A 26,164-nucleotide genomic window follows, 5' to 3' on the forward strand; every position below is an offset into this window, starting at 1 on the left:
AAAACGCCCAGCTACATTCAAGTAGCTGGGCGTTTTAGTTAGAATTAATATGCTTGGGTTGGGATTTGTCTTTAATAATGGTGCTTTTCTCGTTTTCAGCCTGTTTCTCAGGAAATAGCCTTAAAACGCAGGCTCGGCCTGGGCTATGGCAGTGGAAGCAGTAGTCGTAGTTGCCTTTACCGGGGCAGGCAGGCAGTGCGCGTTGAGGGCGTTGATGTCGCCGTAGAACCAGTTCACGTCTACGGGGGTGTTGATGCCTTTCACGGTGCCTTTCTCTGAGTACTGCCAGAACGCCATCTGGTCACTGGGGTGGGTAGAGGGTTCCTCGTTCTTGTAGCGGGCAATCCAGAACTTGTAGCCGGCGAAGTGGCCGCGCAGTTTCTTGTCGTAGAAGCCCTGGTAGGTGTAGATGATGGGCTTGATGCCGTAATGGGCCTCAATGCCTACCAACCAGCGCTTGATGTCAGCGCGCATCTGCACATCAGAAATGTCTTTGGCGTAGGTCTCCAGGTCCAAGACCGGGGCTAAATCGCCTGGTTGTAAATCAACGGTGCTTTTAAATAATTCTAACTGACTGTCTACGTCTACCCAAGGCAGGTAGAAATGGTAGGCACCACGTTTGATGCCGTGTTTGCGGCTTGACTCCCAGTTGCGCTTAAAGTATGGGTCCTTCAGAAAATTACCTTCGGTGGCTTTCATGAACGCGAAGGCAATGTTAGACTCCTTTACGTGCTCCCAATTCACCTCTGCCTGGTACCTGGACACGTCAATGCCGTGCAGAAAGCTGGAGGAGTTGGTATTGGCTCCCATCAAAGTGATACTACCTGCTAATAAGACAGAAGCAGTAAGGGTTTTCCAACCAGCCGTAGTAAAAAATGAAGCCATAACAGATAAGCGCTTGTACTAAAAGGTATTGTAAATTAGAAAGAAGAATAAAATCAATCAAACATTCTCTGAATTTTAAAATAAAGTCCCTTGTAAAGTGCAATTATAAGTGAAACATTGGCGAACGATATGCGTAACGCCCTCACTTATGCGTTAGACTATCACATCTGCGGTTTATTGCCTATTTTTAGCCCAATGATTTTAAGAGCTGAACACCTATTCAAAAAATATAAGTCGCGCACGGTGGTGAACGACGTGAGCGTGGAAGTCAACCAAGGCGAGATTGTGGGACTACTGGGGCCAAACGGCGCGGGAAAGACTACTTCGTTCTACATGATTGTAGGCTTGGTGAAGCCCAACTCGGGGCGAATCTATCTTGACCAGGAGGACATCACCGAGCTGCCCATGTACCGCCGGGCCAAGAAAGGCGTGGGCTATCTGGCGCAAGAGGCCTCTGTCTTCAGAGACCTCACCGTGGAGGAGAACATCCTGTCGGTACTGGAGATGACGGGCCGGCCCAAACAGGAACAGAAGGAGAAGGTAGAAGAGCTCTTAGAGGAGTTCTCTCTTACGCATGTACGTAAAAACAAGGGCGTAGTCTTGTCGGGTGGGGAACGCCGCCGCACCGAGATTGCCCGCGCCTTGGCCGTAGACCCCAGCTTCGTGCTGTTGGATGAGCCCTTTGCCGGCGTTGACCCTATTGCCGTGGAGGAGATCCAGAGCATTGTGGCCAAGCTCAAGACCAAAAACATTGGCATTCTCATCACAGACCACAACGTGAACGAGACTCTCTCCATCGTGGACCGTGCCTACCTTCTCTTTGAAGGCAAAATCCTCAAATCCGGCACCGCCGAAGAACTTGCCGCCGATGAGCAGGTGAGACGCGTGTACCTAGGCAAGCACTTTGAGCTGAAAAGGAAGGTTTAGAACCTATTACTAGGCTGAATCCCATGAGAACAATATTCATAATAATGTTATCCATGGTTTATCAATTAGCCTCTGCTCAAATAGTGACAAACATTGAGGGCAAAATAATTGATGATAAACTGCATTGTTTGACCGGAGTAGTTATCTCTAATTTGAAAAGTGGAGCAAAAGCGACTTCTGACCAGAAAGGCCAATTTAAAATTATTGCTAGCCAAGGTGACTCTCTTGAATTCCGAATGGTTGGATTCACAACAGACAAAATCTTAATCAAAGATTCATCCCTTCCTATAAAGCTTATAATGGCTGACAAGGAAGTGAATTGCTTAGGAGCATTTTGGACTGAAAGGCAATATCGAGTAGCAAGTAGACGAATGGATAGGCGTATGAAGAAGCTGTATAAACAAGCGAATGGTAAGGACGCTTGGGAACAATGCTTCAATCAAATCTGAAAGAATTGCAGTAAGAGAAGCCCGGCTTAAACCAAAATGCCATTCAAGAGTACAAGCACATACTTTAACGTAATCAACAACCAACAATTAGCAATCAATAAGTGGAAATCATCAATTCAATTGTGACGTGGGTAATGAAGAAGCGGGTCCACCAGATAGACCTGTTCAGAAAATACCCGCATGACGTCCAGACTGAATTGTTTTCCAGTTTGATTAATACCGCCAAGTACACGGAGTGGGGCAAGCAGTACGGCTACTCAGACAAGCTGAGCGTACGCGAGTTTCAGGAGCGCGTGCCTATCTGCACCTATGAGGACTTGTACCCGCAGATTGAGCGTATCATGCGCGGGGAGCAGAATGTGCTGTGGCCTTCTAAGATTGAGTGGTTTGCTAAGTCTTCTGGCACTACCAATGCCCGCAGTAAATTCATTCCCGTAAGCCCCGAGGCCCTGGAAGACTGCCATTACAAAGGCGGGAAGGACATGCTTTCCATCTACGTCAACAACTACCCAGATACCAAAGTCTTCGCGGGGAAGGGCTTGTCTATTGGCGGGACGCACCATCCCAATGAGTTCAACGCAGACACCCGCTGCGGCGACGTCTCTGCCGTGATTATGCAGAACCTACCCCTGTGGGCCGAGGCCATGCGTACGCCACCTTTGAAAGTGGCGCTCATGGACAAGTGGGAGGAGAAGATAGCCAAGATGGTGGAAATCTGCGTCAAGGAGAACGTGACCAGCATATCGGGCGTGCCTACCTGGACCTATGTGCTCTTGAACAGGATTTTGGAGGAGACGGGCGCCAAGGACATCACTGAGGTTTGGCCTAATCTGGAGCTGTTCGCGCACGGGGCAGTAGCCTTTGGTCCGTATAGAGAACTCTTCCGGCAGATTATCCCCACAGATAAGATGCACTACCTGGAGATTTACAACGCCTCTGAAGGCTTCTTCGGGATACAGGATGAGCCAAGCCTCAAAGACGAAATGCTCTTGATGCTGGATTATGGCGTGTTCTATGAGTTCATCCCTATGGAGGAGGAGGGCAAAGAAAACCCGAAGGTGCTTACCCTTGACCAAGTAGAACTGGGCCAGAACTACGCGCTCCTTATATCTACCAACGCCGGCCTCTGGCGCTATAAGATTGGCGACACTGTCAAGTTCACCTCTCTGGCCCCGTACCGCATTAAAATATCAGGCCGGACCAAGCACTTCATCAACGCCTTCGGCGAAGAGGTGGTGGTAGAGAACGCCGAGACGGCCATTACCAAAGCCTGCGACGCTACCGGCGCCACCATCACCAACTTCACAGCCGCACCCATCTACTTTGAAGGCAAAAGCAAAGGCGGTCACCAGTGGATTATAGAGTTCTCTAAACATCCGTCCAGCATAGAAAAATTCACAGACATACTGGACCAGACGCTTCGGCAAATCAACTCAGACTATGACGCCAAGCGCTACAAGGACATGGCCCTGCAGGCGCCGCTAATCACGGTGGCTCCCAAAGGCGCTTTCCTGAACTGGCTGGAGCACAAAGGAAAGATGGGCGGACAGCACAAAGTTCCCAGACTGGCCAACAACCGCGATTACCTGGAAGAGATTCTGGAGGTGAACAACCTGGTATAAGCCATCCGTTTTTGGCCTGTCTTCTGGAAAGGAGGCCAAAAACCATAAGTCTATTTGAGTAGACGAAAGACTGGTCTGGAGTGTAAAGCAGATGCTGCCACCTAAACGCTGATAAACCACCGGCGCCTATCTTTTTATACTGGCAGAATTAGCTTTCAAAAAATAATTGGATAGAAACACTATCCTTCTTGCATTTTAAGAGTATACGTTCTTAAGTTCTATCCTTAAAAGCTGGTAGAGGTCCCTCTACACCATGCTGTAAGAATAAAGTAAACGAGTAGCTTATACATCTTCCAAGCAACCCCAGCGGTTCTCCGGTAATCTCCCTCTTTAATATCCCCATTTCTTAAGACGCACTATTTATGCCCGTGTGGGTTTAAGCTTGGCTGCGTCTGTTTGCTGTATTCTCTCACTCTAATCAAAAATAGCCATGAAAAACTTTTTTGCTATGCTCTTTGCAACCGCTTTGTTGCTAGGTTGCGAAAGTAAAACCCAGGACAAAGCGACGACTGTTGCCAATATTCCAGAAACAGAAAGTGAAGACAATGCAACGCTAAGCCAGGACCAGTTACTGGAAAGGGGAAACTACCTGGTGACAATAGGGGCCTGTGGTGATTGCCACTCGCCTAAACTGGCGCCTTCAGACAAAGTGCCACCTATGACAGAAGACCCAGCTAGGCGATTGTCTGGCCATCCAGCCAATGAGAAATTACCTCCCGCAGGACCGGGCGCTGGCAAAGACGGATGGGTGCGGTTTAGTATGAACAGTACCGCCATGATAGGCCCTTGGGGAACCTCCTTCTCTGCGAACCTTACGCCAGACCCAACCGGCATAGGCAACTGGACCTTAGACAATTTTAAAACGGCTCTTCGCAAGGGCAAATACAAAGGCATGGAGAATGGCAGAGATATACTGCCTCCAATGCCATGGCCTCATTACCGCCACATGACCGACCAAGACTTAGAAGCCATCTTCACCTATCTCAAGTCCCTTCCGCCAGTTAAAAATGTAGTGCCGGCACCTATACCGCCAGCGGCATCTTAAAACGATTTGCTAGCCGTTTTTGGCCTGTTTTCAAGAATATAGGTTAAAAAAGATACTTACAAAAAATGCCCGGTTATCGCCGGGCATTTATATTATCATTGAAAGCGAAGACTATTCCATGAAGCTGCTCAAAAGGCCGCCTTCTTTTCCAGCATTTCCGCCGTGTGGCATCAAGGCTTGGATGAGCTTCTTGATGGGCATGGACTGAATCCAAACTCTGCCGGTTCCGCGCAAAGTTGCCAAAAACAGACCCTCGCCGCCGAACACCATGGATTTTAAGCCGCCCGTCTGCTGAATGTCAAAGTCAATGCCGGACTCATAGGCCACCACGCAACCGGTGTCTATGCGTAGGGTTTCATTGTGCAGATGCCGCTCAATGACCGTACCGCCGGCATGAATGAAAGCCAGGCCGTCGCCTGTGAGTTTTTGCATGATGAAGCCCTCGCCGCCAAAGAAGCCCGCGCCCAGCCGTTGGTTCAAGTGCATGGCAATCTTGGTGCCCATGGCCGCGGCCAGAAAGCCGTCTTTCTGCACAATCAGGCCCTGCGGAAACTGCGCCAGGTCAATGGGCATGATGGTGCCTGGATAAGGCGCTGAGAAGGCTACCTTGGCCTTGCTGTACCCGCGGTGCGTGAAGTGCGTCATGAACAGAGACTCACCCGTGATTAAGCGGCTACCGGCAGACACCAGCTTCCCGAAGAAGCCTTGGCTGGGGTTGGAGCCGTCGCCCATTTTGGTTTCAAACTGGATGCCGTCCTCCATGAAGACCATGGCGCCGGCCTCGGCAATGACGGTTTCCTGTGGGTCTAGTTCTACTTCCAGCACCTGAATGTCAGAGCCATGGATGCGGTAATCAATCTCGTGTGATCTCATATAGTTTTATTTTTTCTTAGGCTTCTTGTCGTCCGCCGGCGGGTCTTTCAGTTCTTTGCCTAGGTCAGCCTCGTCTTCTTCAGACAATTTAGCCTTTCCTTTAAAGAAATCCTCTTCGTTCTCCTCCACGTCGGTGGTTTCCTCAATCGGGAACTCCTCTTCCTCTTGGCCGGGGCGTTTCTTGCCTTGTTCGCCTACCAGTTTCTTGTCGCGCACGTTGCGGTCCAGAAAGTCATTGAGTTGGTCTATGTTGAAGTTAGAGGTAATGTCGCCCAGCGGGTTTATCTTAATCTCGAAGCCTTCCAGCTCAGGGTGCACCTTCGCTTTTTTCTCCGGCTTGCTCTCCTTCTTGTTTTCAGGTTTTTTCTTAGCCATGGCAGTAGGTATTTGTGGTGAACCAAGCCTTGCGGCCCGGTAGAACAGATGTTCCTACAAACGGGAAAAATCCTAAGAAGGATAAGCGAATTAAGAAGAAACCATTGGCTTACGCAAGCACTTGTCCGTTCCTTTTGCAAACAGCGCCTAAAAGAAGAAGCCGTTTTTGGCCTGCTTTCTGAAAAGCAGGCCAAAAACGGCTTCTAAAAATATGGAGTAGCTCTCTACTTAAACAGCGTACTGGCTCAGTTTGGCAATGGCGGCGTCAATGCGTTGCTGCGTTTCTTCCTTACCAATAATCTCAATGATGGCCATCAGATCGGGGCCAGCTTCTACGCCGGTCACCGCAATTCTCAAAGCCTGCATCACCTGGCCAATCTTCAGGCCGTTGCGCTCTAGAATCTGCAACAACAGTGCTTTCACGGTGTCTGCGTTGAAGTCCTCCAGCGTGCTCAACTCATTCCGGAACTGCTCAAAGGCGGCGGCCCCGGCGGCGTTCCATTTCTTGGCGGCCACCTGCTCATTGTACTGCGTAGGGGCAGAGAAGAAATACGTAGCCTCTTTGGCGAAGTCCTGCGGGAAGGTCACGCGCTCTTTCATGAGGCTCACAATCTTCACGGCGCGGTCTTCTGAACAATCAACGTTCTGGTCTTTTAAGGAAGCCAACAGGTATTGGGCTAGTTCTGTATCTGGCTTGGCGCGCAGGTACTGCTCATTGTACCAACGGGCTTTCTGAATGTCAAAACGGGTCCCGGACTTACCAATGCGCTCAATGCTGAAGGCCTCAATCAGTTCTTCCATGGTGAACAGCTCCTGCTGGGTGCCAGGGTTCCAGCCCAAGAAGGCCAGGAAGTTGATGAACGCCTCTGGCAGGTAACCGCTCTCGCGGTAGCCGCTGGCTGTCTCACCGGTGTTAGGGTCTTGCCAGAACAACGGGAACACCGGGAAGCCTAGCTTGTCGCCGTCACGCTTGCTTAGTTTACCGTTACCGTCTGGCTTCAACAACAAAGGCAAGTGAGCGAATTCTGGCATAGTATCTTCCCAACCAAAATAGCGGTACAACAACACGTGCAGCGGCGCACTAGGCAACCACTCTTCGCCGCGTATCACGTGGGTGATTTCCATCAAATGGTCATCCACGATGTTGGCTAAGTGGTACGTTGGCATGCCGTCAGACTTCATCAGGACCTTGTCATCAATAGCCGAGGAGTGCACCATAACCCAGCCTCTGATCATGTCCTTCAGTCTGATTTCCTCTTTGCGGGGTACTTTCAAACGAATCACGTACGGGTCACCGCTTTCCAGTCGGCGCTTCACCTCATCCTCTGGCAGGGTAAGGGAGTTCTTCATGGTGGTGCGCGTGATGGCGTTGTACTGCGGGGTGGCTACCTTGGCGGCCTTCAGGCGCTCGCGCATGGCGTCCAGCTCCTCGGCGGTGTCAAAGGCGTAGTAGGCGTGTCCGGCGTTTACCAGCTGCAGGGCGTAGTCCATGTACATGGGCTTGCGCTCAGACTGACGGTACGGCGCGTGCGGTCCGCCGTGCACGGGGCTCTCGTCTAACTTGATGCCGCACCATTCCAGGCTGTCAAAGATGTATTGCTCGGCACCGGGCACAAAGCGGTTTTGGTCTGTATCTTCAATGCGCAGCAACATCTTGCCGCCCATTTTCTTTGCAAAAAGGTAATTATATAACGCAGTGCGTACCCCGCCAATGTGCAAGGCCCCGGTTGGGCTAGGGGCAAAGCGTACACGTACTTCTCTTTCCATGGTCATGCTAGGTTAAACAGGGTGCAAAAGTACAGTATTTAAAGGCGTTGGTAAAGCTTTTGCCCGTAAAACCTTGCGGTTCTGTGAGGTATTCTTAAAGGGCGGCCCTTGCTCATTCAACTTACTCACTATGAGTTAAACCTTGTGCCTTGCAGGAAGTTTGAAAACCTATAAGGTGTACTGCGTATGAAGGGGAAATCCTGATCTATGTTTAAGAAGATTTTTGTGGAAGGCTGGTGCATCATCAAAGAGGTCTGGTATGACTTTCTGGACAATAACTCGTTCCAGAAAGGGGCAGCGCTGGCCTATTACACCATTTTCGCGCTGCCGCCCATTCTCATCATCATGATTAACACCGCTGGGGCGGTTTTTGGCCGCGAGGCGGTGCAGGGCGAGGTCTACACCCAGCTACGGGAGCTCATGGGCAGCAAAGGCGCCGCCGACATACAGGAGATGGTAGAAAGCATCCATCAGTCCGCAGATTTTAACCTGGCCACTATTATTGGAGTTTTCACTTTGCTGGTGGGGGCTACCGGGGTGTTTATTTCCTTGCAAGAGTCTTTGAACCAGATTTGGGGCGTAAAGCCGAAACCCAAGAACGAATACTTGAAGATTCTGGTGGACCGGCTGTTGTCGTTCGCTATGATTTTTGGGATTGTGTTCCTGCTGTTGGTGAGTTTGATTGTGAATGCTATTCTGGTAGTGATTACCTCCTACCTAGCCAATAAAATAGACCCGTCACTGGTTCACATCACCCAGATTACCAATTTTCTGGTGTCCACTGCTGTGGTGACGTTCCTGTTCGCACTTATCTACAAGTACCTGCCCGACGCTAAAATCAAGTGGAAGGATGTGTGGGTAGGCTCTTTGGTGACGGCCCTGCTCTTTGCGCTGGGGAAGAGCCTGATTGGTATTTACTTGGGCAACAGTGACTTTTCCAGCATTTATGGGGCGGCTGGCTCAGTGATTGTGGTGCTGGTATGGGTGTTTTATACCTCGCAGATTATCTTTCTGGGCGCGCAGTTTACGCTGGTGTATGCCCGCCGCTATGGAGCCAACATTTACCCGTCCACGTACGCGGTGCGGATAGAAAGTAAAGAGGTAGAACTAGGCAAGTCTCCTCTGAACGCAGAGCCCGGGCCCAATGAAGCCAAGGCCAAAGGAGAGGAAGACCCCGAAGAAGAGGAAGAGGCGGCGAAAAAATAACCTTCCGTTTTTGGCCTATTCCCTGAGAAACAAGCCAAAAACGAGAAGATTAAGACATTTCTTGGTAGGTGCCTTCCCAAGTACCCACGTGCACGGTCTCTTGTAGCGCCTTGCGCGTAGATTTGGTCTGCTCGCGCGTTTGTAAGTCCTGGGTTGGGAGTAAGGTGAAAGGAGCTGGGTGTCCAACTACGGCCATGGCAATGGGCTGGTAGTCACTTGGCACCTGTAGAGCCTCATTGGCCTTGTCCATGGCGAAGCCACCCATCTGGTGCACTTGTAGTCCCATGGCTGTGGCCTGCAAACAAAACTGCCCCATGGCCAATCCCGTGTCATACAGGTGGCCAGCATGCGGCTTGCCGTTGTCTCTAGTAGTTTTGGAGAATACCACCATCAAAAAAGGCGCGTTCTTAGCCCAGATGGCATTGCCCTCATCTAACAGATTTACTAACCTCTGGAAATCCTCTTGCTGGTCACTGGTAGCGTACACAAACCGCCAAGGCTGCCCGTTCCCCGAAGAAGGTGCCCAGCGCGCCGACTGGAACAGAGCTTCTATCTGGTCCTTGGTGAGTAACTCAGACGAGAAGCTTCTGGGACTCCAACGCGCCTGCATGAGCTCATGGATGTTGTGCTGTTCTTCGCGGTGCTGCATAATGGGTTGCGTGAATGAGTGCTTGAATGATTGAGAGGGAGGATAGGGCTGAAAATGCAAGAATTGCCCATTCTTTCAATCATTCAACCATTCAATCTAACATTAGAATTTAACCGCGATGCAGGAGATTTCTACGTTCACGTCTTTCGGCAGGCGGCTTACCTCCACCGTTTCACGTGCAGGTGAATTGGTAGAAAAGTAGCTGCCATACGCGTCATTAATCGCCCCGAAATTGCCTAAGTCCTTCACGAAAATAGAGCACTTCACTACATTGTGGAAACCCATGCCCGCCTCTTCCAAGATGTACTGCAGGTTTTTCATGACCTGATGGGTTTCTGCCTGAATGTCTCCTACTACCAATTGGCCGGTGGCCTGGTCCAAAGGAATCTGACCAGAAACATACAAGGTATTGCCTGCCATCACGGCTTGGCTATAGGGTCCAATAGGGGCCGGTGCTGCTTTGCTTTCTATAATGTTGGTTGCCATAACAAGAATAGTTAAATCAGTATCTTTGTGCGCTTAAAGGTACAGATTTATGAAGACATTGGTTTTGGCCTCTCCAGAAATGGAGCAAGAATACAGTTTGAAGTTCCCCAACAGAGCGTACCTCTACCTGCAGCACCCGGCAGAACTAGGTTTGTGGCTGAACCAGGTGGAAGTGGTTTTTGACCTGCTGTTGCATGAACAGCCGGAGCGCCTGGCCCAGTATGCCAAGGCTGAGAAAGGGGAAGACTTGGTGATTTTCTGCAATGCGGCTAAGCTACAGCTAGCTGCTTTCGCTAAAGAGCACGGTCCGGTCAACTTCCATCTATGTGGTGTCAACGCTCTACCTAGCTTGTTTAACCGCGAGGTATTGGAAGTAAACGTCTTGAAACCGGAGTCTGAAAAAGAAGTGGCCCGCGTCATGGAGGTTCTGGGCACTGGATATGAGTTGGTAGCGGACCGAGTAGGCATGGTTACACCGCGCATCTTGTGTATGATTATCAATGAAGCCTGCTACACGCTGCAAGAAGGGACCGCCTCCAAGGAAGACATTGACCTGGGCATGAAGCTGGGGACCAACTATCCCTTCGGGCCATTTGAATGGGCGAACAAGATTGGCGTTGCCAATGTCTATGAGTTGCTGCAAGCTGTCTATGAAGACACCAAAGATGAACGCTACAAGATTTGTCCCTTGTTAAAAACTGCCTATCTAAAAGGGGAGGAGCTATAAGTTAAAATTCGTTTTTAGCCTGTTTTGTGAGAAACACGCCAAAAATGGAGCAAACGAAAAGGGCACCTGTTGCGGTGCCCTTTTTGTTTATGTATGAACCGGATTATTCAACAGTTACAGACTTCGCCAAGTTTCTAGGCTGGTCTACGTTGCAACCACGCATCACTGCAATGTGGTAGCTCAGTAATTGTAACGGAATCACAGAAAGCAATGGCACTAAGGCCTCATGCGCTTCAGGCACCTCAATCACAAACTCTGCCATTTCTGGGATAACAGTGTCGCCTTCGGTCACGATGGCAATTACACGGCCTTTGCGGGCTCTTACCTCCTGAATGTTAGAAACTACCTTCTCATAAGAGTTGTCCTTGGTGGCAATCACCACCACTGGCATGTTCTCATCAATCAAGGCAATAGGACCGTGCTTCATTTCTGCCGCTGGGTATCCTTCTGCGTGGATGTAAGAAATCTCCTTCAGTTTCAAGGCGCCTTCCAAGGCCACCGGGAAATTCAATCCGCGGCCCAGGTAAATGAAGTTGCTGGAATCTTTGAAGATTTCGGCAATCGCCTGGATCTCTTTGTCCAACTGCAGGGCTTTCTCTACCTTGGCTGGAATCTGCTCCATCTCCAGCATTAACTGGTGCAAAGCAGATTTCTCCATGGTGCCGCGCTTCTCGGCCAGCATCATAGCAATTAGGGTAAGAACCGTTACCTGGGCCGTGAAGGCTTTGGTACTGGCTACGCCAATCTCTGGACCAGCGTGGGTATAAGCACCTGCGTCTGTGGCACGGGCAATAGAAGAACCTACTACGTTACATACCCCAAAGATGAGGGCGCCTTTAGACTTGGCCAGCTCAAGAGCTGCCAAGGTATCTGCCGTTTCACCAGACTGCGAAATAGCAATAACAATGTCACCTTCGTTGATGATGGGGTTTCTATAGCGGAACTCAGAAGCGTATTCAACTTCTACCGGGATGCGGGCTAGTTCTTCAATAAGGTATTCGGCTACTAGGCCGGCATGCCAAGAAGTACCACACGCTACAATGAGAATACGGTTAGCATTCTTGAAGCGGTTTTCATACTCTCTAATGCTGGACATGGTCAACTGCGTATTCTCGGCCACTAAACGGCCGCGCATGCTGTCCATGATAGAACGAGGCTGCTCAAAAATCTCCTTCAGCATGAAGTGAGGATAGCCGCCTTTCTCAATAGACTCTAACTCCAGCTCTAGCGTTTGGATGTAAGGGGTCTGCACCACATCTTCTTTAGTACGAAGATCCAATACGCCATCCTTGATCAACGCAATCTCAAAGTCGTTCAAATACACCACATCTTTGGTATACTCAATGATAGGCGTCGCATCAGAAGCCAAGAAGTATTCTCCGTCTCCAATACCAATCACCAACGGGCTCCCCTTACGGGCTGCAATCAGTTCAGTAGGAGAGTCATGGGAGATAACCACAATCGCGTAAGCACCAACTACTTCATGCAAAGCCAAACGCACTGCTTCAGCTAGGTTTACCTTGGTGGTTTCTCTGATGTCCTCAATCAGGTTCACAAATACCTCAGAGTCAGTGTCGCTGTGGAATTCGTAGCCTTTGTTGATTAAGTGTTGCTTTAAAGAAGCGTAGTTCTCAATGATACCATTGTGAATAATAGCGATCTTTTTAGAGCTAGAATAATGGGGGTGGGCGTTGGCATCATTTGGCTCCCCGTGGGTAGCCCAACGCGTGTGGCCAATACCAATGTGGCTGCTAGTATCTTGGTCGCCAATGAAAGCTTCTAGGTCGCTTACCTTGCCTTTCCTCTTGAATACCTTTAATTCGCCGTCATTTAACAAAGCCACACCGGCGCTGTCATAACCACGGTACTCTAATCTTTTTAAACCTTTAAGGATTATAGGGCAAGCTTCACGCTGCCCAACATAGGCTACAATTCCACACATAGTAAGTGATCTTCTTTAAATTAACCGACAAGACTCTGGTCTGCAGCGGCTAACACATAAAATTGGTGATAAGTTTATTGAACAGTTGAATAATAAATCCGGAGGCGTGGTCTTCTATTAGTGTTAGACTCCGAAGGGGAATACGGATTGGCTTCTAGGATTGCTCTATTTATTTGCTGCCCATTAAAGGCAGGCGTAGAGACTGTGGTGCTCACGTTAGATGGCAATAGAATAATGCCATTGTTCTTTCTTTTATTGTACAACACGTTTTGTATGTATGAAGTCACATTTACCACGTAGGCCTTGAGAGCCTTGTCATACGTCAACGTTGCTGGATTGGATACGCCTTCTGCTACTAGAACATTAGGAAAACCCTGAGTTCTGCCAATTAGATTATTAGAGGTAGCTTCTACTACTGTAATAGTAGAAGGTAGCGGATAGATAGTCGTGTCAGCTAAGGCAGAAGCTAAGATTGGAATTACCAATTCTGCTTTGTTAACTACCAATTCTTGCGTTTCATTAGTTACTGTCTTCCTAAAATTCTCCAAATTAGGGAAGGTCAACTTTGTTACTAAACCAGTACCAGATTGTAAAAACGTTGAGTTTCCTGTTTGTCCAGAAGGTTTCATTTGTCCATAGCTTGTAAATCCAGCTAAGTAAGAGCCTTCTCTGTCTGCAGAAATTTGGTTGAAGTACCTACTAGAGAAACGGAAAACGTACTTTTTAGCTTTCCCGTTTTTGTCCTTGAAATGCAAAGTTAAGTTGCTTCTTGGAGAAGGGGGAAGAATACCCAACATGCTTTTTGTATCACCAGACGGCACAATAGCAATTCCCTTAAAAAAGTTTAAGAATTCATCTTGCTTAGTTAAGGTAACTGTTTCTGCCTTGTCCAATATACTTAATGCCAATGCCCGTCCCGTTGACTGCTCATCTAATCTAAATTTGGCCAAAACTGGGACACCACCAGCAATAGTGTCAGTAGGCATGGGTCTAAAAGTAGAAGTAGCTAAAAGGCTGTTAGTGTTATAGGCTAGTTCTGAGGTTGTGAAGTATGTGGTTTTGTCACTAAACCCTTGTGTCAGAGGGTATATATTCCAAGTAACGAGAGACCGCATATTAGCATTCTCTTTTGGATAAACCGCGTCTCCGTAGGCATACGAGTAATCCAAGGATAATACCAGTGAATCCAAAGTAGAACCTTTAGAGATGGTGTCATTGCCACCTACCAGCGTAAGCTCACCAAACGTTCTGGCGGTTACTTTGCCAAAAGTCCCATCATTTATCTGACCTACCAATGCACTGGTAGCGCCTAAAGTAAAGATAGAGTCCTTTAAAAGAACCGTAGAAGCCAAAACCGCAGTTGTATCTGAAAACTTGGTTCCAATCTGGCTGCCGGGCTCCTGTAGCTCTAAGCCTACGCCAGTAGGGTCTTCACAAGAGAAGAAAAACAGAGAAGATAGGAAGAGTGCCGCGGTAACTTTATTAATTCGCCAGTTCATTATATAAGTTGAAGTAAGAATCCATTACGTTGTCATCAGAGGCAATCATCCCAATGTGCTTGGTATTGTTGTACTCCGTGAACATTGCGTTTAAGTTGTCGCTGAAATCCTCATTTGACTTAAGTACCATATCAGCGTACTGCATGCCCATCTTGATGAACGCGCCAAAATCTGCGGTCTTCAGGTGTTGCAGCATGTCATCTTCAATGTCCAGCATTTTGGCCTTCTCCAACAAATCGCCTTCAAACTTGTGGGCAAACTCATTGTTGTAGACACTGAACACAGACTTAGACGCCTTAAAGATAGGATCGTTTTTGTAAGTGGTCTTCAAATAAAGAGGCATTAAGCTAGTCATCCAGTCGTTGCAATGCACAATGTCTGGGGCCCAGCCTAGTTTTTTCACGGTTTCCAAAACGCCTTTGCAGAAGAAGATGGCACGCTCATCATTGTCTGCATGAAATTTGTTATCCTTGTCCACCAAAACGGACTTGCGGTGGAAATAGTCTTCGTTGTCAATAAAATAAACCTGCAGCTTGGCATTTGGAATGGAAGCCACCTTGATAATCAGGGGTTTCTCTTCTTCACCTACTGCAATGTTGATGCCCGAAAGGCGAACCACCTCATGCAAACGGTTTTTACGCTCATTGATCAAGCCAAAACGAGGAACGAAAATACGAACTTCCATCCCACGCTCCTGCATGGCCTGTGGCAACATCCTCAAAAATTCCGCTACTTTTGTGGTCTGCAGAAAAGGGTCAATCTCGGTGGCCGCGTATAATATTCTCAATTTGGACATAAGTTGGAAGTAATTAGACTTTGAATTAGGCAATAGGAATCGCGAGGTGCAAAATTACGCATTTCTTAGCTGATTTTCAATTTATTTGGCGAAAACCCTACCTTTACCTCCTTTAACAAATCCTGCTTTAACTCAGTTCTCTGCCATGTTGCAGCTTTCCGCGCTCTCAGATATCCGTCAGCAATGTGAACAAGTACGTTGTCAGGGCCTTAGAATAGGTTTTGTGCCTACCATGGGCGCCTTGCATGAAGGTCATCTCTCTCTCCTGAAAGCGGCCAAAGAACAGAACGACGTGGTAGTCTGCAGCGTCTTCGTTAACCCCACCCAATTCAACAACGCAGAGGACTACAAGCTGTATCCAAGGCTTTTGGTAGAAGACGCAGAGATGCTGGCCCAGGTAGGGTGTGATGTGCTGTTTGCCCCCTCGGCGGCCGAGATGTACCTAAAGCCTGCCAAGCTCACTTTCGATTTTGGAAGTCTGGAGAACGTGATGGAAGGCGCACACAGGCCCGGTCACTTCAACGGGGTGGCTACCGTAGTCAGTAAGCTGTTTCACTTAGTGCGTCCGCACCAAGCGTTTTTTGGCCAGAAGGACCTACAACAGTTTGCCATAGTACAGCAGATGGTGCAGGATCTGAGCTTTGACTTAGAGCTGGTGTGCTATCCCATCATTAGAGAAGAGGACGGACTAGCTATGTCCTCCAGAAACAGAAGGCTTACTCCTGAGCAACGACAAATAGCTCCCAAGTTGCATGAAGCCTTGCAACTGCTAGAAACCCAGTTGGCAAAGACCTCCATTGAAGAAGCCAAGCAAGCTGCCGTACAATTCTTATCCAACTACCCACAGCTTAGGTTAGAGTATTTGGAAGTGATTGATGCCAATACGTTGCAACCAATTGAACAACTGCAGGAGGCTGAGAAAGCGGCGATCTGCCTGGCGGCTTTTTTAGGCGAAGTGAGGCTGATTGACAACGTGTTGGTTGCTAAGAAATAAGAACGGTTAAAAGCCAGCTTTGCTGGTTGAAATCATTCCAGAAAATTTTTGGTTATGGCCTTGGAGCGTCCTTCGGTATTCTAGAATGGCCAGATAGACGGGTCTCGTAAATTATTGGTAACTTTGCGGGCTTTTTAGATTTTTCTGATGCAGATTGAAGTATTAAAATCCAAGATTCACCGGGCTAAGGTAACACAGGCGGAATTACATTATGTGGGGAGCATTACCATAGATGAGGATCTATTGGATGCCGCCAACATGGTGCCGCATGAGAAGGTGACAATTGTTAACGTGAACAACGGTGAGCGGTTTGAGACCTATATCATCAAAGGCGAGCGCGGCAGCGGCATGATTTGCCTCAACGGCCCCGCGGCGCGTAAAGTACAGGTAGGCGATGTGATCATCATTATCTCCTATGCCTTGATTCCTTTCCAAGATGCTCGTGCCCACGAGCCCACCGTGATTTTCCCGGATCAGCACAACAGGTTAGTGTAAGCCTTTCTGTTAAGGATGAAGAAAACCGCCAATATTGTCAAGTATCTGCTGCTTTTGGCGGTGTCTATTTTCTTGATGGCATATGCCCTCAGAAGCATCAACTTTGCGGCGGTGAAAACGGAGCTCAGCCAGGCCAACTTCTTCTGGATTGGCGTGACCTTGCTTTTGTCTGTGGCGGGGTATGTGAGCAGGGCCATACGATGGCGCATGCAGTACACCCCGGTGGGCTATCAGCCTTCGTTCTGGCAGGTATACCATGCGCAGATGGTGGGTTACCTAGCCAATATAGTGTTGCCAAGAGCCGGCGAAGTGATTAGATGCACCATCCTGCGCCGTACGGCCAGCGTGCCGGTCAATGTGTCTCTAGGAACGGTCATCACAGAACGTATTCTGGATCTAGTGATTCTGGTTTCCTGCATTGGCGCTACATTTCTCTTAGAGTTTGACCGTTTGAATGAGTTCTTTCTGCAGATTTTCTCAGATAAATACCAAGGCCTTCAGCAGAATTTAGAGACGTTGTATCTCTTGATAGGCGTGGTCCTTTTGGGGACGTTTTTTGTAGTGTGGTACATCTACAAGAACATAAGCAGGCTGCAGCACAACCGGCACTTCCAGAAGGTGAGCCAGTTTGTAAAAGGGCTTTGGCAGGGTATTTTCAGTATTAGAAAGATGGACCAGAAAGGCCAGTTTCTACTGCATACGGCATTTGTCTGGCTCTCGTACTTCCTTACCAGCTACTTGGCTTTTTTTGTGCTGCCGGGCACTTCGCATTTGTCATGGCAAGCCGGGATGACCATTTTTGTGATGGGCGGGATTGGCATGTCGGCGCCGGTGCAAGGTGGTATTGGCGTATACCATATCTTGGTGAGAACGGCCTTGTTGCTATACGCGGTGCCGCTGGACAAAGGCATGGCCTATGCCTTGATTGTGCATGCCACCGGAGCCATCCTAGTGGTAGTCTTAGGCGTGATTAGTTTGGTGGCCAGCCTGGGTGCTAAAAAAAAAGAAGCGGTGCTGGTTAGTCAGCCTGCGTAATTCGTTTTTAGGCTATTTTCTGGAAAATAGGCCAAAAACGGCGTCCTTTCTCTATTCTCAAATTCTATTTTGCTATGCTTCCGTCTCAGGCTAAAATTTGCACGCTCCCAGAACTGTTAGGTAAAGTCCAGGAATGGCGTTCCCAAAACCAGAAGATCGTGTTCACCAACGGGTGCTTTGACATTGTGCACGTGGGGCATGTGGATTATCTGGAGCGGGCTAGGCTTTTGGGCGATAAGCTAATTTTAGGCTTGAATACTGACCAGTCTGTCAGTAGGTTAAAGGGGCCAAGTCGCCCGCTGCAGGACGAAATGTCACGCCAGCGGGTCATGGCATCATTTTGGTTTGTAGACGCTATAGTGCTATTTGACGAGGAGACGCCCTATGAGTTGATCAAAGCCGTGCAGCCAGACGTGTTGGTGAAAGGCGATGATTATACCATAGATACCATTGTGGGCCATGACCTCGTATTAGAGAGGGGGGGAGAGGTGAAAACCATTCCGCTGGTAAAGGGGTATTCAACCTCACAGGTGGTTGCCAGGATCCTCGGCGCGTAGCACCTCCACTAAAAAAAACTACAAGACCATGGGAGGCATTTATTTAATAGTGATTGTGACCATGCTGGCCTCTGCGGCGGTCAGCTGGATGCTAAAGAGCAAGTTTGAGAAATACTCAAAGATAGGCTTGCAGTCAGGATTGAGCGGCCGCGAGGTAGCAGAAATGATGCTGGCCGACAACGGCATTACCGGCGTACGCGTGATTTCCACCCCGGGTAAGCTAACGGACCATTACAACCCGGCGGACAAAACCGTGAACCTGAGCGAGTATGTGTATGAGGGAAGAAGCGCCGCCGCTGCCGCCGTGGCTGCCCATGAATGCGGGCACGCCGTGCAGCATGCCAAAGCGTATGCATTCCTTAAGTTTCGGTCAGCGTTGGTGCCTGCTTTGAGTGTGGCCAGCCGGTACATGCAATGGATTCTCTTAATAGGAGTGATCTTGGTTCAGTCCACGCCTATTCCGCTGGCTATAGGGGTGGCGCTTTTTGCCTTGACGACGCTGTTCAGTTTCATCACCCTGCCAGTGGAGTTTGATGCCAGTAAACGCGCTTTGGCTTGGATGGACACCAAAGGTATTGTTAACGCGCAAGAACATGGCATGGCCAAAGACGCTCTTAAGTGGGCTGCCATGACGTACGTGGTGGCTGCCATTGGTTCACTAGCCACGTTGTTGTACTATGCTTCTATGCTGTTTGGCAGAAGAGACTAATCTTTTAAGACTTATTTTGGGAAGGGGCAATCTGAGGGTTGTCCCTTTTTTGTGTAAACCCCTAAGGGATAGGTCAATTTTTGCCCCAAACTGATGGATAAGAGCAAAACAAATGTTAGCTTGCCTGTTGATATAAGCAGGAGCGTGAAAGGTACCTGTACTAGTAATTTCCTGCTTTGTCCTTAGAAATAGTACACAAGAATTTATAACACCTTTTTGATATGGAATTCCAATTTACCGAAGAGCAGTTAGCGGTGCAGGCGGCTGCGCGTGACTTTGCACAGACAGAATTATTGCCGGGCGTCATTGAGCGCGATGAGCTACAGAAGTTCCCAACGGAGCAGATGAAGAAGCTGGGAGAGCTGGGCTTTCTGGGCATGATGGTAGACCCTAAGTACGGCGGCGGCGGAATGGACACCGTTTCTTACGTGCTGGCCATGGAAGAAATCTCTAAAATTGACGCCTCTGCCTCTGTGGTGATGTCTGTAAACAACTCTCTGGTTTGCTGGGGATTGGAAAAATACGGCAACGAAGAGCAAAAGCAGAAATACCTGACGCGTCTGGCCACCGGCGAAATCATTGGCGCCTTCTGTCTTTCTGAGCCAGAAGCCGGTTCTGACGCCACCATGCAGCGCACCACGGCTGTAGACATGGGCGACCATTACCTGTTGAACGGTACCAAAAACTGGATCACCAACGGTAGTACTGCCTCTGTATATTTAGTGATTGCGCAGACCAACCCAGAGCTTCGTCACAAGGGCATCAACGCCTTTATTGTGGAGAAGGGCATGCCTGGTTTTGAGATTGGGCCTAAAGAGAACAAACTGGGCATTAGAGGTTCAGACACGCACTCCTTGATGTTCACAGACGTGAAGGTGCCTAAGGAGAACCGCATTGGTGAGGACGGCTTCGGGTTTAAGTTTGCCATGTCTACCTTGAACGGTGGTCGAATTGGTATTGCTTCTCAGGCTTTGGGTATTGCCTCGGGCGCCTATGAGCTGGCGCTTAAGTATTCAAAAGAGCGCAAAGCGTTTGGCGTTCCAATTTCTCAGCACCAGGGCATCCAGTTCAAGCTGGCAGACATGGCCACCAACATTGACGCAGCACGCCTTCTGTGCCTGCAGGCGGCCGCCGATAAGGACGCACATCGGGATTATTCAAAAACAGGGGCAATGGCCAAGCTGTTCGCCTCTAAAGTGGCTATGGACACTACCGTTGAAGCAGTGCAAGTACACGGCGGTTACGGTTTTGTGAAAGAATACCATGTTGAGCGGTTAATGCGTGATGCCAAAATCACCCAAATTTATGAGGGTACTTCTGAGATTCAGAAGATTGTGATATCCCGTGAAATATTAAAATAAGGAGTATTTGTATACCCTCTATCGCTTGATACATAGCAAGATAGTGATAGAGGGTATATAATTATTTGTTAAAGTAATTTGACAAAGTCAAAGATAAGTACTAGTTTTAGGGCGACAGACAATCTTGAAAAACAACAAATTAAGAAACCCTTTATCTAGTACCCCTCCATGGAAGATTACAATAAAATAATTGAGTCGCTGAAGGTTCGCTACATTAAGGCCAAAAACCTTGTGTTGCAGCAGCCGCTCACAGTGCGTAACTACTATGACGTTGGCAACAACCTCATCTTAGTGCACAATGGAATTATCGCTTTCGGGGATGACAAACAAATGGTAGAAGAGGGGCAGTTGCTCTTTATACCAGGTGGCCGAAGCACCAAGATCTACTACGGCGACACTGAGAGCCGCGTCATCTCAAATGATGACTACATCACCACCAAAGACAAATTCTTCAGAAGCAACACAGACTTAGACCTTATTGGCGAAGCCGATGACAGCCACAGCCACGTAAGCTTTGAGGCCAAGGTGTTTGATTCCGTGAACTTCTTTACCTCTCTGGAGGTACCGGCGTTTGTGATCACCAGCAACAAGCTGGCTACGCTTATCATTAAAATTGTAGAGGAAAGCATGCAGGACTTGCCGGGCAAGGAGCGCATCATCAGCCTTTACACTGAGCAGATGGTAGTGGAGCTGATCCGTTACATCTTAAAGAACAAGATGTTTGTGGAGCAGCTGGCTACGAACAGCACCTACTTTAAGGATCCGCGCCTCATTGACTTGTTCAACTACATCAAAGAGAACCTAGGCGGTGACTTGTCTAACAAAGTGTTGAGCAACGTGGCCAACGTTTCTGAGGACTACGTAGGGCAGTACTTTAAAATGCTGACCGGCATCAATCCACAAGATTATATTGAGTACCAGCGTATGGAGCGCGCCGTGTTCTTATTGCGCACTACCAAGAAGAGCATCAGAGAGATTGGCAAGGACGTGGGCTACAAAGACACCGCGTATTTCTGCCGTCGCTTTAAGATGATGTTCGGGATTCCGGCGGGCAAGATGCGCCGCAGAGAGTCTTCCATGAACGTGTAGACAGACTAGTGACTTTTTATAGGAAAGGCCCGCGCAAGCGGGCCTTTCTGTTTTTAGGCTGTTTTCTGGAAATCAGGCCAAAAACGACTTCCTATAAATTGAAATTAATAGGCTCTGCTTTGAAACCAGTTGGCGCGACGCATCAGCCAGTTCTTGGCAGACTCCAGGTCTTCAAACACTTTGGCCTTGAAATAGCGCACCTGCTCATAGAAGGAATCTGCTGAAGCCTCTGCAAAGGATTCTGGCTCTACCACCATGGCATAGTACTGCAATCCGGCGCGAGCCGCCTGCGGAGCCCATTCCTCTAGCATCCAACCCAGGGAGTGGTGCCAGGAGCCCACCATGGCCCGGGTGTCTATAAGCATAGAATGAAAGTCAGCCGACTCCAGCGCTTGGGTGTAAGCCTCCAAACCGGTCTTGATGGACTCTTCGGTGGAGTAGCCTTGCCACTTGGCCGTAATCCATCTATTCTCATGATCTAGCGTGATGGTGAGAAACACATTCCCAAAAGCATTGACAAGTTCAGTTTTCATGATACAGGGGTTTAAAGGGTGAAAGCATCTGGGCAAGACAGGCGTTACGCTGCCTTGCTTAGACGTTTTAAAGCATGTCAGTTTTCTTGCGCAATGGGCATAAGAATATTTCGTTTTCGGCCTGTTTTCTGAAAAACAAGCCAAAAACGAACATTCAAGCCCAAGGCTTACTGCGAAGGCTACAAATGAAAATCGCCGGCGGCTTCTGGTTGGTACATGACTTCTTCAATCTCATACAACAGCGTGCCGCCGGGAGCAGGGCATTCTATCTCTTCGCCCACTTTGCGGCCCAAGATGGCAGAGCCTACCGGCGCCAGGACGGAAATCTTACGGGTAGCTACATCTGCTTCTTTGGGGTACACCAAGGATAGGTCCATCACCACGCCGCTTTTCTTTTCGCGCAGGCGCACTTGTGAGTGCATGGTCACCACGTCTACGGGTACTTCATGCGCGGGAATGATGGTGGCCAAGCGTAGCTCTTTGCACAAGCCTTCTACCACGGCGGCATTGGTAATGGAACGATGGGTCTGCGCCAGAGACAACAGGCGTTCGTAATCCTTCTCGGTTAAAAAAATAGGGTTCATACAAATTGAGTTTAAATGGAAATTCAGGAATGGAGAATCTCCCAAAGCCTTTGCTTTTTCTGGCTCCAACAATAAAAGCAGACGGGCCACCAGCATAGGTGCTGTGGCTGAGTAGAATGCTGATTAGAAAGGAAGCTGGAAAAGAAAACGCCATGCAGAGCACTAGCAGAAACTGCTTTAAAGCAATCTCAGCTAACTACAAGGCATGGCAAAAGGGTAACAGGGCCGGATATGCTCCCGGCCTACTTGTTAAAGTCTTTGGGAGAGGTAAAAAAGGAAAGGCAATACCCGTTCAGGACATCACGCAGGGACGCATGATGAGACGCTGCTACCAAGCCCATGAAAGGCTGCAAGACGGTAGTGGGTATGTCTCTAAAAGGGTACACGTTTATAAATAGGATCTAATCAAAGATACCCCTTCTTTTACTGGTAAGCAACTTGTAAGAGGTTAAGCTTCTTGGGTTTGCGGCAAGGCCACGTTGAACCGGTGTTTTACCTCGCTTACCTCGGCAATGAACTGGGGGCTTTTCTCTATGTGGTTGCCCACAACCAAAACATCGGCGCCGGCTTTCCAGGCGGCTTCTGCTTTCTCTGCCGTGTTTACGCCACCTCCCACAATCACAGGCACGTCTACTGCTTGGCGCACCGCTTGAATCATGGCAGGGCTTATGGGGTACATGGCGCCGCTTCCGCCGTCCATATAGATGTTCTGCAAGCCTAGCATCTCACCAGCCAAGGCGGTGCAGGCGGCAATGGAAGGCTTGTCATGCGGAATAGGGGTAGTACCGCTCATGTAAGACGCCGTAGTCTGCCGGCCTGAGTCTATGAGCATGTAGCCGGTAGAGTACAAAGGCAAGCCGCTGGACTTGAGCAAAGGTGCCGCCGCCACGTGCTGGCCAATCAAGAAATCTGGGTTACGCCCCGAAATCAAGGATAACAGCAAAAGCCCATCTGCCTTGGCGTCAATGTACAAGCCGCTGCTGGGGAACAGGATGACTGGAATGGAGCTGTGCTGCTTGATAAAGGAGACAAACGAGGTCTGGTCTGGGTTGGAAATCAGGCTGCCCCCCATGAAAAAGAAATCCACCCCATGTTTGTGGCTCAAGGCCAGGATCTCCTGGCAGCGGGCTACGGTGAGGTGGTCTGGATCTAACAGCACAGCCAACCGCTTGTGGCGGCTGGCTGGCGAAGTAGCATCTGGTATGGAAAGTAAGTTAGAACTGCGGTGTGGATGGATGGGCATGGGTGTCCTCGTCAGTCTGTAAGTGATAGACCACGTCTGTGGTTTCTGGCTCCTCTTGGGTATGAGACGTAAGGGCGGCGGTTACATGAAAGCGCTCCTCAATGATCTTAGAGAGGTACACCATCAGCATGGCCGCCAGTTGGTGCTCTACCGCCTTAAACAAATCTGACTGTAGAAACGACTTGGCCGCCGACATGAACCCGCTTTCTCTTTTGTGTCTGCCCGCCGTGAAGAGGGTGCCCGTGTTGGGATGATAAACGGCCGGGTATGTGCGCTCAATGGCGCTGTACAAAGGCTCGTCATCCTCCACGTCTGGAATGTTGGCAATCCAGGCACGGTCCTCGGCGCCTTTGAAAGCGGCCGCCTTCTTTAACTTGTTACTTTTTTTTTTCTTAGGCTTGTCCCCGTTGCCGCCACTAAAGGCTTTGCCCAGCAGGTACATTCCCACTAGAAGGCCACCAGCCATCAGCACGTTTTTACCCACCTGGGTAGATTGGGTTTTTAGGTCTGCCACGTCGCTGAGCAACGCATTCTTATATTCTTCTTTCTGGCGTTCCAGCAGTTCGCGCTGGTCTTCAAAAAGGGGATTGTTCAACTCGCTCATGGGTATAAATGAGGTTAATTGGTTTGTTCAGATTCGTCTGCTTTGTAAATGGTATTTCTAAAGGCCTTGTCTGCCATGCCTTGAAACACTTTCTTATCTAAGCCAACAAAGAGAACAATCAGCAAAATAAGGTAAAAAAGTGTAATGATCCCGAAACCCCAGAACCGGCTGTCTAATAAATCATTCAAAAGCAGGGCCAAGAAGATGTTGAGGAACAGCAAAACCATCAAGCCCACCAGCCCCAGCAGCACGCCGTGAATGGTGCTCACAAAAGCGCTCTTCAGTTTGGTTTGCATGTCTAGCTTGAGGAGGTCTATGCGGGTGTCTATGTACCCCATCATGTTGCCAATGATGCTGTCCGTCTTGCTTTTCTCGTCTTGCGCCATTTGTTTCTTTCTGGTAAAGGTTTTAGTGAGGATATACGGGAACATGGCCGGAAAATATTCCAAAATTGTTTCCCATCAAAACCGCATACGTAAAACTGGGACCTATGGCTAACCCAAGTAAAAATTGTGCTCTTGGCCGTTTTTGTGCTAATTCTCAGAAAACAGACCAAAACGGAAGAGCCTCTAGCCACCATGCCGCTAAAAACCACGTACTTTTGTAGCGGCCACCGCGCCTAGCACAGACCTTGACCAAAAATTATTACCATATCCTGGGCATTGCCCCCAACGCCAGCGGCCCCGAGATAAAGGCTGCCTATAAGCGTTTGGCCCTCAAGTACCACCCAGACCGCAACCCGCTCAATGACCGCGCCGAGGAGCAGTTCAAGCTGGTCAATGAAGCCTACCAAACCCTCTCTGACCCCCGCCGAAAAACCAGCTATGACCTAAAGCGGCAGTACGAGAAAAACTACGGCCAGACGCAGGCCTACAGCAACCCGCGCTACCACTACACCCGCCAGCCCGCCGGTTTTCAAGAGCGCCATTACCGCCAACGGCCCAAGAAGCACAGCCACTTCTCTAAAAAAGACAGGCTTATCACGTTGGGCATCATTGCCTTGGTGGTAGTATTATTAGCTACCATTAAGCTCACCTGGGACAGTTTTGCCGGCCAAAGAGCCTACCAGCAGGGCATCCAAGCCGAAGCCCAAAAACACTGGGCCGAAGCCGAAGTTGCCTTCACCACGGTGCTGGAGTATGACGCCGACCAGGCCGATGTGCGCCTGAAAAGAGCCAGAATGCGCCTGCAGAAACTACAGGATGCCCAAGGCGCCGTGGCAGATTATTCTGTGCTTTTAGACCGAGGCAGTAATCCTAATCCGCAACTCTGGCAGGAGCGCGCCAACGCCTTTCTGCAACTCAAAAAATACCCGCAGGCCTTGCATGATTTAGACAGAAGCGTAAAGCTGGGCGCAGAGAATACGTCAGTTTATTTTGACCGAGGCGTAGCCCGCTTGCACCTAGAAGAAGACCTGCCTTTAGCAGTCAAGGACTTGTCCCTGTTTTTAGAAAAACCTTCTCAGGATAGGAAGTTGGCAGACGCGTGGCTGTACCGGGGCTTTGCTTATTTTAAACTAGACAAGCTGAACCTGGCCAAAAAAGACGTAGCCAAGGCCATAGAGTTAGATTCTTTGAACGCCCGGGCGCACTACTTACAGGCGCAGGTGTTAAAGGCCCAGAAGAACGTTTCTGGCGCGTACCAGTCTTTTAAAAAAGCGGCAGACCTGGGGTTTTCAGAAGCGGCTATGGAAGCCGATAGGTTGCAGTGAG

General features: G+C 49.2%; 29 protein-coding genes. 14 read left to right on the forward strand and 15 right to left on the reverse strand.

Annotated elements, in window-relative coordinates; all coding sequences use genetic code 11:
* Positions 1 to 120 precede the first annotated feature (120 nt).
* Positions 121 to 885 carry a glycoside hydrolase family 25 protein gene (locus tag TH61_RS06660; protein WP_082780319.1) on the reverse strand — a complete coding sequence of 255 codons (765 nt, stop codon included), beginning with the start codon at positions 883 to 885 and terminating at the stop codon, positions 121 to 123.
* Between the two features lie 195 nt (positions 886 to 1,080).
* On the opposite strand from TH61_RS06660, the gene lptB reads away from it, so the two are divergent.
* From lptB to TH61_RS06680, 4 genes are all read left to right on the forward strand, one after another.
* Positions 1,081 to 1,812, forward strand: a complete 732-nt coding sequence (gene lptB, locus TH61_RS06665; protein ID WP_066512591.1) for an LPS export ABC transporter ATP-binding protein — start codon at positions 1,081 to 1,083, stop codon at positions 1,810 to 1,812.
* Between the two features lie 23 nt (positions 1,813 to 1,835).
* Positions 1,836 to 2,261 carry a carboxypeptidase-like regulatory domain-containing protein gene (locus tag TH61_RS06670; RefSeq protein ID WP_066507574.1) on the forward strand — a complete coding sequence of 142 codons (426 nt, stop codon included), beginning with the start codon at positions 1,836 to 1,838 and terminating at the stop codon, positions 2,259 to 2,261.
* Between the two features lie 134 nt (positions 2,262 to 2,395).
* Positions 2,396 to 3,883 (forward strand): GH3 auxin-responsive promoter family protein, encoded by a 1,488-nt coding sequence (locus tag TH61_RS06675; RefSeq protein ID WP_066507577.1) that lies wholly within the window; start codon positions 2,396 to 2,398, stop codon positions 3,881 to 3,883.
* Positions 3,884 to 4,313: 430 nt separating this feature from the next.
* Positions 4,314 to 4,928 (forward strand): c-type cytochrome, encoded by a 615-nt coding sequence (locus tag TH61_RS06680; RefSeq protein WP_066507579.1) that lies wholly within the window; start codon positions 4,314 to 4,316, stop codon positions 4,926 to 4,928.
* 111 nt (positions 4,929 to 5,039) lie between these two features.
* Here TH61_RS06680 and TH61_RS06685 read toward each other — a convergent pair whose 3' ends face one another.
* From TH61_RS06685 to gltX, 3 genes are all read right to left on the reverse strand, one after another.
* Positions 5,040 to 5,801 (reverse strand): TIGR00266 family protein, encoded by a 762-nt coding sequence (locus TH61_RS06685; protein WP_066507581.1) that lies wholly within the window; start codon positions 5,799 to 5,801, stop codon positions 5,040 to 5,042.
* A 6-nt stretch (positions 5,802 to 5,807) separates the two neighbouring features.
* Positions 5,808 to 6,176 carry a hypothetical protein gene (locus TH61_RS06690; protein WP_066507583.1) on the reverse strand — a complete coding sequence of 123 codons (369 nt, stop codon included), beginning with the start codon at positions 6,174 to 6,176 and terminating at the stop codon, positions 5,808 to 5,810.
* A gap of 228 nt (positions 6,177 to 6,404) precedes the next feature.
* Positions 6,405 to 7,943: a glutamate--tRNA ligase gene (gene gltX / locus TH61_RS06695; protein WP_066512595.1), complete on the reverse strand. Its 1,539-nt coding sequence runs from the start codon at positions 7,941 to 7,943 to the stop codon at positions 6,405 to 6,407.
* Positions 7,944 to 8,150: 207 nt separating this feature from the next.
* Here gltX and TH61_RS06700 point away from each other — a divergent pair, with 207 nt between their 5' ends.
* On the forward strand, positions 8,151 to 9,149 hold the full coding sequence (locus TH61_RS06700; protein ID WP_066507586.1) for a YihY/virulence factor BrkB family protein: 999 nt from the start codon (positions 8,151 to 8,153) through the stop codon (positions 9,147 to 9,149).
* A 49-nt stretch (positions 9,150 to 9,198) separates the two neighbouring features.
* Here the strand turns inward: TH61_RS06700 and TH61_RS06705 are convergent, their stop codons facing one another.
* Together TH61_RS06705 and TH61_RS06710 are read right to left on the reverse strand one after the other, a co-directional pair.
* On the reverse strand, positions 9,199 to 9,798 hold the full coding sequence (locus TH61_RS06705; RefSeq protein ID WP_066507590.1) for a nitroreductase family protein: 600 nt from the start codon (positions 9,796 to 9,798) through the stop codon (positions 9,199 to 9,201).
* A gap of 102 nt (positions 9,799 to 9,900) precedes the next feature.
* Positions 9,901 to 10,284 (reverse strand): RidA family protein, encoded by a 384-nt coding sequence (locus TH61_RS06710; RefSeq protein WP_066507593.1) that lies wholly within the window; start codon positions 10,282 to 10,284, stop codon positions 9,901 to 9,903.
* 49 nt (positions 10,285 to 10,333) lie between these two features.
* On the opposite strand from TH61_RS06710, the gene TH61_RS06715 reads away from it, so the two are divergent.
* Positions 10,334 to 11,011, forward strand: a complete 678-nt coding sequence (locus tag TH61_RS06715) for a 3-hydroxyacyl-CoA dehydrogenase family protein (protein WP_066507596.1) — start codon at positions 10,334 to 10,336, stop codon at positions 11,009 to 11,011.
* Positions 11,012 to 11,114: 103 nt separating this feature from the next.
* Here TH61_RS06715 and glmS read toward each other — a convergent pair whose 3' ends face one another.
* From glmS to TH61_RS06730, 3 genes are all read right to left on the reverse strand, one after another.
* The gene (glmS, locus tag TH61_RS06720; protein WP_066507605.1) at positions 11,115 to 12,953 is read right to left on the reverse strand and encodes a glutamine--fructose-6-phosphate transaminase (isomerizing); all 1,839 of its coding nucleotides are present in this window, start codon (positions 12,951 to 12,953) and stop codon (positions 11,115 to 11,117) included.
* 74 nt (positions 12,954 to 13,027) lie between these two features.
* The gene (locus TH61_RS06725; RefSeq protein ID WP_066507607.1) at positions 13,028 to 14,452 is read right to left on the reverse strand and encodes a DUF4270 family protein; all 1,425 of its coding nucleotides are present in this window, start codon (positions 14,450 to 14,452) and stop codon (positions 13,028 to 13,030) included.
* Positions 14,436 to 15,248, reverse strand: a complete 813-nt coding sequence (locus tag TH61_RS06730; RefSeq protein ID WP_066512597.1) for a glycogen/starch synthase — start codon at positions 15,246 to 15,248, stop codon at positions 14,436 to 14,438. Before TH61_RS06730 ends, TH61_RS06725 begins: the two co-directional genes overlap by 17 nt.
* 145 nt (positions 15,249 to 15,393) lie before the next feature.
* Here TH61_RS06730 and panC point away from each other — a divergent pair, with 145 nt between their 5' ends.
* From panC to TH61_RS06765, 7 genes are all read left to right on the forward strand, one after another.
* Positions 15,394 to 16,242, forward strand: coding sequence for a pantoate--beta-alanine ligase (panC, locus tag TH61_RS06735; RefSeq protein ID WP_066507611.1), 849 nt, complete (start codon positions 15,394 to 15,396; stop codon positions 16,240 to 16,242).
* 147 nt (positions 16,243 to 16,389) lie between these two features.
* Positions 16,390 to 16,737: an aspartate 1-decarboxylase gene (gene panD, locus TH61_RS06740; protein ID WP_066507614.1), complete on the forward strand. Its 348-nt coding sequence runs from the start codon at positions 16,390 to 16,392 to the stop codon at positions 16,735 to 16,737.
* Between the two features lie 15 nt (positions 16,738 to 16,752).
* Positions 16,753 to 17,772, forward strand: coding sequence for a lysylphosphatidylglycerol synthase transmembrane domain-containing protein (locus tag TH61_RS06745; protein ID WP_066507617.1), 1,020 nt, complete (start codon positions 16,753 to 16,755; stop codon positions 17,770 to 17,772).
* 74 nt (positions 17,773 to 17,846) lie between these two features.
* The gene (gene rfaE2 / locus TH61_RS06750; RefSeq protein ID WP_066507619.1) at positions 17,847 to 18,329 is read left to right on the forward strand and encodes a D-glycero-beta-D-manno-heptose 1-phosphate adenylyltransferase; all 483 of its coding nucleotides are present in this window, start codon (positions 17,847 to 17,849) and stop codon (positions 18,327 to 18,329) included.
* Between the two features lie 28 nt (positions 18,330 to 18,357).
* Positions 18,358 to 19,038 carry a zinc metallopeptidase gene (locus tag TH61_RS06755; RefSeq protein WP_197464112.1) on the forward strand — a complete coding sequence of 227 codons (681 nt, stop codon included), beginning with the start codon at positions 18,358 to 18,360 and terminating at the stop codon, positions 19,036 to 19,038.
* A gap of 221 nt (positions 19,039 to 19,259) precedes the next feature.
* Positions 19,260 to 20,399, forward strand: a complete 1,140-nt coding sequence (locus TH61_RS06760; RefSeq protein WP_066507621.1) for an acyl-CoA dehydrogenase — start codon at positions 19,260 to 19,262, stop codon at positions 20,397 to 20,399.
* A gap of 168 nt (positions 20,400 to 20,567) precedes the next feature.
* Entirely contained in the window at positions 20,568 to 21,488 is a 921-nt protein-coding gene (locus TH61_RS06765; protein ID WP_066507624.1) for an AraC family transcriptional regulator, read from the forward strand.
* Positions 21,489 to 21,592: 104 nt separating this feature from the next.
* Here TH61_RS06765 and TH61_RS06770 read toward each other — a convergent pair whose 3' ends face one another.
* The 6 genes from TH61_RS06770 to TH61_RS06795 all read right to left on the reverse strand — a co-directional run bounded on the left by TH61_RS06770 (position 21,593) and on the right by TH61_RS06795 (position 24,901).
* Positions 21,593 to 22,021, reverse strand: coding sequence for a hypothetical protein (locus tag TH61_RS06770; protein ID WP_066507626.1), 429 nt, complete (start codon positions 22,019 to 22,021; stop codon positions 21,593 to 21,595).
* 179 nt (positions 22,022 to 22,200) lie between these two features.
* A complete protein-coding gene (rnk, locus tag TH61_RS06775; RefSeq protein WP_066512602.1) occupies positions 22,201 to 22,605 on the reverse strand; it encodes a nucleoside diphosphate kinase regulator in 405 nt (134 codons plus the stop codon).
* Between the two features lie 242 nt (positions 22,606 to 22,847).
* The gene (locus TH61_RS18125) at positions 22,848 to 22,991 is read right to left on the reverse strand and encodes a hypothetical protein (protein ID WP_157600618.1); all 144 of its coding nucleotides are present in this window, start codon (positions 22,989 to 22,991) and stop codon (positions 22,848 to 22,850) included.
* A 62-nt stretch (positions 22,992 to 23,053) separates the two neighbouring features.
* A complete protein-coding gene (locus tag TH61_RS06785) occupies positions 23,054 to 23,848 on the reverse strand; it encodes a geranylgeranylglyceryl/heptaprenylglyceryl phosphate synthase (protein ID WP_082780320.1) in 795 nt (264 codons plus the stop codon).
* Complete coding sequence (locus TH61_RS06790) at positions 23,820 to 24,452, reverse strand: hypothetical protein (RefSeq protein WP_066507631.1); 633 nt, start codon at positions 24,450 to 24,452, stop codon at positions 23,820 to 23,822. Before TH61_RS06790 ends, TH61_RS06785 begins: the two co-directional genes overlap by 29 nt.
* Before the next feature lie 14 nt (positions 24,453 to 24,466).
* Positions 24,467 to 24,901 carry a phage holin family protein gene (locus TH61_RS06795; protein WP_231862314.1) on the reverse strand — a complete coding sequence of 145 codons (435 nt, stop codon included), beginning with the start codon at positions 24,899 to 24,901 and terminating at the stop codon, positions 24,467 to 24,469.
* A gap of 182 nt (positions 24,902 to 25,083) precedes the next feature.
* On the opposite strand from TH61_RS06795, the gene TH61_RS06800 reads away from it, so the two are divergent.
* Positions 25,084 to 26,163 carry a tetratricopeptide repeat protein gene (locus TH61_RS06800; RefSeq protein ID WP_066507634.1) on the forward strand — a complete coding sequence of 360 codons (1,080 nt, stop codon included), beginning with the start codon at positions 25,084 to 25,086 and terminating at the stop codon, positions 26,161 to 26,163.
* Position 26,164 lies beyond the last annotated feature (1 nt).

The organism is Rufibacter sp. DG15C, from assembly GCF_001577755.1.
In the GTDB taxonomy this organism is placed as follows: domain Bacteria; phylum Bacteroidota; class Bacteroidia; order Cytophagales; family Hymenobacteraceae; genus Nibribacter.